This window comes from Erythrobacter sp. CCH5-A1 (assembly GCF_001557115.1).
Classification (GTDB): domain Bacteria; phylum Pseudomonadota; class Alphaproteobacteria; order Sphingomonadales; family Sphingomonadaceae; genus Erythrobacter.
The window spans coordinates 1-6,306 of record NZ_LSKQ01000204.1; the positions used below are offsets into that span (position 1 = coordinate 1).

The 6,306-nt window shown below is 63.6% G+C and carries 5 protein-coding genes; 4 read left to right on the forward strand and 1 reads right to left on the reverse strand.

Going from position 1 to position 6,306, the window contains the following annotated elements; genetic code table 11:
• The first annotated feature begins 142 nt into the window (after positions 1-142).
• Genes AX708_RS12650 through AX708_RS12665 form a run of 4 tightly spaced genes read left to right on the forward strand, consistent with a single transcriptional unit; the run spans position 143 to position 5,310 of the window.
• Positions 143-1,276 carry a tyrosine-type recombinase/integrase gene (locus AX708_RS12650; protein ID WP_039338042.1) on the forward strand — a complete coding sequence of 378 codons (1,134 nt, stop codon included), beginning with the start codon at positions 143-145 and terminating at the stop codon, positions 1,274-1,276.
• Positions 1,276-3,048 (forward strand): site-specific integrase, encoded by a 1,773-nt coding sequence (locus tag AX708_RS12655; protein ID WP_039338044.1) that lies wholly within the window; start codon positions 1,276-1,278, stop codon positions 3,046-3,048. Before AX708_RS12650 ends, AX708_RS12655 begins: the two co-directional genes overlap by 1 nt.
• Positions 3,045-4,880: a hypothetical protein gene (locus AX708_RS12660; RefSeq protein WP_039338224.1), complete on the forward strand. Its 1,836-nt coding sequence runs from the start codon at positions 3,045-3,047 to the stop codon at positions 4,878-4,880. The genes AX708_RS12655 and AX708_RS12660 overlap by 4 nt, the downstream gene beginning before the upstream one ends.
• Positions 4,861-5,310, forward strand: coding sequence for a hypothetical protein (locus AX708_RS12665; RefSeq protein WP_233999656.1), 450 nt, complete (start codon positions 4,861-4,863; stop codon positions 5,308-5,310). The genes AX708_RS12660 and AX708_RS12665 overlap by 20 nt, the downstream gene beginning before the upstream one ends.
• Here the strand turns inward: AX708_RS12665 and AX708_RS12670 are convergent.
• Positions 5,294-6,193 carry an ArdC family protein gene (locus tag AX708_RS12670; RefSeq protein ID WP_039338227.1) on the reverse strand — a complete coding sequence of 300 codons (900 nt, stop codon included), beginning with the start codon at positions 6,191-6,193 and terminating at the stop codon, positions 5,294-5,296. The genes AX708_RS12665 and AX708_RS12670 overlap by 17 nt on opposite strands.
• Positions 6,194-6,306: the final 113 nt, after the last annotated feature.

Here is a 6,306-nt window from a genome sequence, read left to right on the forward strand (position 1 = left end):
TCGTGGTAGGTCCCATCCATAACGTGTCCTTTCTGTCCTCTTCTGCCAATCAAGCAGGACACATGATCCGAGCCCCCTCTTCTCTGCCGGACAGGGAGGGCCCGAGGGCCCTTCCTGTCCGGTTGCAATCTTGGGAGTGGGTATGGCGCAGCTGTTGTTCTCGACGCCTGCATTCCGGCCCGACGGATCATCGGTGGAGAATGTCCCGATGCTGCTCGACGCCCGGATGCGGCTCGTCGAACCGGCCTGCGCATGGCTGATGCACGTTGCTTTGGTGCGCGGCAGGACCCGCAGCCCGCAGACCTGGCGAACCTACGCTGAAGCTCTCTACGACTGGTGGCAGACGCTAGAGGCCAATGGCTGGGCCTGGGACGAGGTCGGTCCTGGCGAACTGGCCGCCTATCGCGATCAGATGCTCCGGCCCCGTGGCGACAGCGGCAGACCGCTGGCACGCAGTACAATCAACGGGCGGCTCAGGACCATAGGGCGTTTCTACCGCTGGAGCGTGGCGACCGGACTGATGAAGCAGGTCCCGTTCGCAAGCCAGGAAATCGCGTTGTCGCGCAGTCGCCCGCAGGCGTTCCTGGCCCATGTCGATGCCACCGGCGGTCGAATCCGGGCCAACGAGCTTACCGTGCGGCATATGCCGATGTTGCCGCGCCCGCTCGCGCCGGAAGCGATCCGGCGCATCATGGCCGCAATGCCGGCACGCGACAGACTGATCGTTGAATGGGCAGTGACTACGGGAATCCGTCGGATGGAAGTGGCGGGCCTGACCGTGCGTCATCTGAAAGGGGCCGGCAGTGAACCGATGGTGCCAGTGCAGATCGACGAAACCAAGGGTGGGCGGTCGCGAATAATATATCCACCGGCCCCGCTGGTCGATCGTACCCGTGCCTATGTGCGGGAAGAGCGGGCGGTCCTCGTCCGTCGTGCGGCGACAAAACGGGCAGATCGCGATCCCGAGGCTCTGTTCCTGACTTGTCGGGGGCAGCCCATGAAACCGCGCAGGGTTGGCGCGATGTTCACGGCTGCCGCCGAGGCAGCGGGTGTGACGGCGACGTTCCATGCGCTGCGACATACCTTCGCCGCCGCCATGCTGCGGTTCCTGCAACGCGAAGCCCGGGCCAATCCCGAACTCAATCCCTTGCTCGCGTTGCAGGTGCTGCTCGGCCACGCCGATCTGGCAACCACCGCGGTATACCTGCGCGTTGTCGAAACCGACCTCTCGGCAATCGAGACCTCGGTCGACGATCTCTATGCGGCGCTGCTGTAATGCCGCGTCGGCAAAAGGACTACCGGGTCGAGCCATCGCCGAAGCCGCTGATCGGCAATCCGGGCGCATTGCTGGTCAATGTCGTAGATGCCGACGGCCAGCTCGAATGCGCGTTCGACTTCTCGATCTTCGATCGGCCGACGATGGCTGCCGAGTGGGCGCTCGCGTTCCGGCATCACTATGCTGCCAAACAACCGGCCAACAGAGGCTCAGCGTTCCGTACTTTGAAGTTCTGGTTTGCGTTCCTTGCCGAATACGATTCCGCCATCTTAGCCACGCGCGACGTCGATAGCGGCATTCTCAATGCGTTTATCGTTTGGCTCGGCACGAGGCCCTGGAGCAAGGGGTCACGGTATACTGTCTGGTCGATCATCAAGCAGCACATGGCCTGGCTCAAGCGCAACCGGCCCGACCTGGTTCACCCCGAACTCGAAATCCCGTTCAATCCGTTCCCCCGCAAGAATGCGGAAGCGCGCCAGCGTGAGGCACTGAGCCGCGATGAAATGGAACGCGTGCTCACGGCGGCCCATCGGGACATCGAAACAGCCTGGGCACTGTTCGAGGAAGGCCGCGCTGCGCTGGCTCGGGTCGATCGCAAGGCCATTGTCTCCGAACCCGACCTCGCCAAGCTCGATCTCGACGATATCGGGGTCATGCTCGCGGTGATCGACGGTCGGTTCGGCGGCGTGCCACCCAAAGTCGGCGACATGTTGAGAAAGGGCGCGGGCCTCTCGCATCTCCACTTCGCCATGATCCGCCATGGTGGCATGGGCGAAATCGCGGGGCGGCTGTTTGCGCTGCCGGATACGATCGTTGCCTATATGATCGCCATCGGCGCGCAAACCTTTGCAAATGCCGAGGCCCTCAGGCTGATGCGGCGCGACTGCCTGAGCGAGCATCTGCTGCTCGAAGGCAGGGTTCTGGTCAGTTGGCGCAAGGGGCGCGCGGGACGTGAACAGCGCCGCAGCTTCCTGCGCGACAAAAGCTCCTCGGTGCCCGTGCTGATCGATCAGGTTCTGGCTATGACCGAAAGGCTGGTGTCGCATACGCCACGCCGCGACCAGAGTTATCTCTTCCTCACCGGGATGATACACGGGTCTCGCAGAGTCGGTGTGATCCCCGGCTATCTGGCCACGAAACTTACCCGGCGGTTTGTGGAGCGCCATGGCCTGCTGGGCGACGATGGCAAGCCGCTCAAACTGACGCTGGCGGCGCTGCGCGCATCGGGGCTCACACTAGCGCACGAGCGGCTCGGGCATGATATCCTGAAGACGCAAGTGCTGGCCAACCATGCTACTCCAGACACGACACAGCGCTATGTGGACCGGCCCCGCGTCCGAAAGGCGCAAGCGCTGGCAATCGGCAGGTTGCAAGCCCGGTTTGTGGAAATGGTCCGGGGCGATGTCGAGTCCCCGCCCGGGACGGAGGTGCTTCCCGATCTGCGCCACGCGACCGCAGGCGGATTTATCTGTAGCGATCCCCTTGCCGGCGCTGCCGAGGGACAGCGCAAGGGCGAGCTGTGTACGGCCTGGCTCGGATGCTTCACCTGCCCCAATGCCGTGATCCCGCTCAACGAGGACGTGCTGGTTCGCCTGCTGGCGACGCGGGCAGCGCTCACCGACGCGCGTGCCGCCATGGCTCCCGAACGCTGGCGGCTGCTTTATGCACCCAAGCTGGAAATCCTCGAGCGCGATATCCTGCCCCGGTTCTGCGAGGCGATGCTCGAAGCAGTTTCGAGGATGTCACTGCCACAGCTGCCGCCAGTCGAATGAACCAGCACCCCCACCCACTCACGCAGTCGTCGCCATCCTGGGAGGATGCGCGGCTTTCCCCGTGGAGCCGGTTCGGCGACGATGAATGGCGGCTCGATATCCGCACTGCGGGTCGCCGCGCGGATCAGAAGCGGTTCAGTTGGGCGTTGGCCATGCCGGAGCACACGCGCATCGGGAACAGTGATCATGCTCAGCTTGTCCGCGCCGCCAAGCACTTCCTCTGGTCGATGCACTATCATCCTCCATCAGGGCGCAAACGCTCGTCTCCGGCGTCGATCCATCACAAAGCAATGTTGCTGCGCGCGCTGCTGGAATGGATGGCATGCGAAGGACACTCGCGCTTTGCCGGGATCGATCCAGCTTCGGTCGAACAACTTTGCAAATGGTTGCGCAGTCGTCCTGCACGCGCCGGCGGAGGCAAAGGCAATATCTCAACTGCCACAATCACGAACTATCTGCTCGTGATCAAAGACCTTTATCGTCAGCGGGAAAAGCTGAACGATGCGCCACTGGTCGATCCGCTGCCGCTGGAAACGACCTATGAGGCCGCCGGCCACACCAGGGCGACCAAGGGCGTCATACCGTTCATCCCCGAAGACGTGGCCGTTGCAATCCTGAGCGAAGCCCTGCGGTGGGTCGAGGAGCATGGCGATACGATCGTCGCAGCCGAAACGATCCGCCGCGAAGCGCGAGCGCAGGGTCTGCGGCGCGGCAAGCGCCAGGCATCTGATCATGTTAGAGCGGCGCTGAGGCTCGCATCGCTGGCCGGACCATCGGGCGAACGGTTCGATGGCGCCTATGCAGTTCGGCACGCCGCCGTCCACCTCGTCGAGGCGTGCTATATCTTGATCGCGGGCTTCGTCGGGATGCGGTCCAGCGAAATCCTGTCAATGAAAACAGGGGCAATCGAGCATCACCCGATCGGCGAAACCGGCGTTAATCAGGCATATGTCGTGTCCCGGCTGTTCAAGACTGTCGATGATCTCGATGGCCGTAGGGAGCGCTGGGTTGCCCCGGCACCGGTCGTGCGCGCGGTGGAGCTGCTCGAGCAGCTGAGCGCGCCGCTGCGCGAAGCCTCGGGCCGCGACGATCTGTTCCTGGTGAAGAACACGCAGTATGGCCAAATCGTGCCGGTGACGCACATGCATATCGCCTGGCGCATCAATGACTTTGCGCGGCATGTCGGCATCCCCGATCATGATGGGAAACCCTGGAGGTTCAGCACGCACCAGTTCCGTAAGACCTTTGCCCGGTTTATTGCCAGGCGCGACCGTACCCAGCTTCTGGGCCTGGCCGAGCACTTCAAGCATGCTTCCGTTGCCATGACCGCGCGGGGCTACGTCGGCAACGACTTCGACCTGCATGGCCTCATCGACCACGAAGCCCGCGCCGAAACCGCAGCCGCCCTCGATCGCCTGCTCGCCGCGAAACGGCTCGGCGGCAAGATGGGCGAACGTATCGTCGCCGGAAACGCCCGGTTCCGCGGCCGCGCGGGAGAACAGGTACGCCGAGACTATGTTGCGTTCATCCTCAAGGAGACTGATCTTCGCATCCATGCCTGCGACTATGGCTGGTGCGTGTTCCAGCAGGAGACCTCCCGCTGCGGCGGCGAACTGCAACCGAATGAGGTCGGACGAGCGCCGGCGGTCTGCCTCTCATGCGCCAACATGGTGATCGAAGCGAAGCACGGAGCCTACTGGCGGGATCGCCGGAGACGCAATGCTGCGCTGTTGCCGGAGGCCAATCCGATGACGGCGGCCGTGCTCAATGAGGCGATCGGACAATGCGAGCGGGTGCTCACGCAAATCGGAGATGACGATGGGCAAGGATGATCAGGGGCAGCGCTGGCAATCCGCGGCAAGGAGCTACCGGGCGGCGCTGGCGAGGCTGGTGCGCGGCGAAGGGCGCCACGCCGACCATGCGGGACGCGTGGTGAAGATCACGCCGACTTCGGTCGCGCGCGAAGCGGGACGCAGTCGCAATCCGCTCTATACGAGCCATCGGGACATCCTCGACGAGATCGAAGCTGCGGCAGGACCAGGCACGCCCGCACGCGACCTGGCAGCGCGCATCGCCACGCTCGAGACCGAGCTGACGCACCTCAGGGCCGATGCCCGGCGTCACGCCGAGGAGCGGCGCGAACTCGCCAGCGAGAACCTGACGCTGTTGCACCGCGCCCGAAGCGCAGAGGATCGGCTCACGGCGCTCCTGCGGCGAATGCCTGAGGCATCCACCGCAGGTGCCATCATGCAGCCACGCTGAGTTGTTCGGGCTGCTGCGTATGCATCCAGTCAGCTGCCGCCTGCGCTTTGCTCGCCAGCGTGAAAATCGCGCGAGCGTCGGCCTTGAGCACGCGTAGCCAGGACGCGATGTACGCCGCATGGTCCGGCCGTGGATGGTGCGCGATACCGAGATCTGCCATGACCAAGGCGGCTCCCAGATCTGCGATGGCCTCCTCCGCTGCATATCTGTCCGATCCGAACCTGCCGGACAGATCACGGTCGCAGCGGGACGCCGCTCCTGTGGCATGCAGACCTTCATGGAAAAGCGTGCCATAATAAGCGGCAGGCTCCCTGAACTGTGCGAAGGGTGGCATTTGCACGCGATCTTCCGAAGGAATATAGTACGCCTCGTTGCCGCCATGCCGGCACTCAATGCCAAGGTTGCCCCAAAAGATATCGGCGTTCCGCATCCGCGCATCGTCGGACAGGAGATCGATGGTTGGTGGAGCATAACCCTCTACCTGCGCCTCGTTGAAAACGCTGTACCCCCGCGCAAACATGCGAGCGCGGCCACGCCCCTCCTGCTCGGAATCCCGGTCATCGGCATCCTCGCCGCGATCGTTGACCTTCCAGAAGACAATCGTGGTGGCCTGCTCGCCCTTGCGAACCTGGGCTCCCAGCGCTTGCCACTGACGATAGCTGGCCCAGCGTCCGGAACTGTAGCCTGCAGCCTGCGCCGCGATCCACAAGCTGAGAATGTTGGATCCCCGGTAAGCCTTGCCGGTGCCGGCGTTGATGGGGCGCGAGGTCGCTGATCCATCGTGATGCCACGGCATTGTCCACGAGCCCGCCCCTGCCTCGATGGCGGCAACGATCTCGTTGGTGACGCGCGTGTATATATCGGTGCGTTCTTTGCTGCGCATGATCAGGACTCCCGTCCTGAAATCGCACAGCAGGCCGTACGATGGTTGGGAAACAGCAGCGCGCAAAGGCCATCGACTGTCCTCGAAATGAGGACACTTGCGATGTTACATAC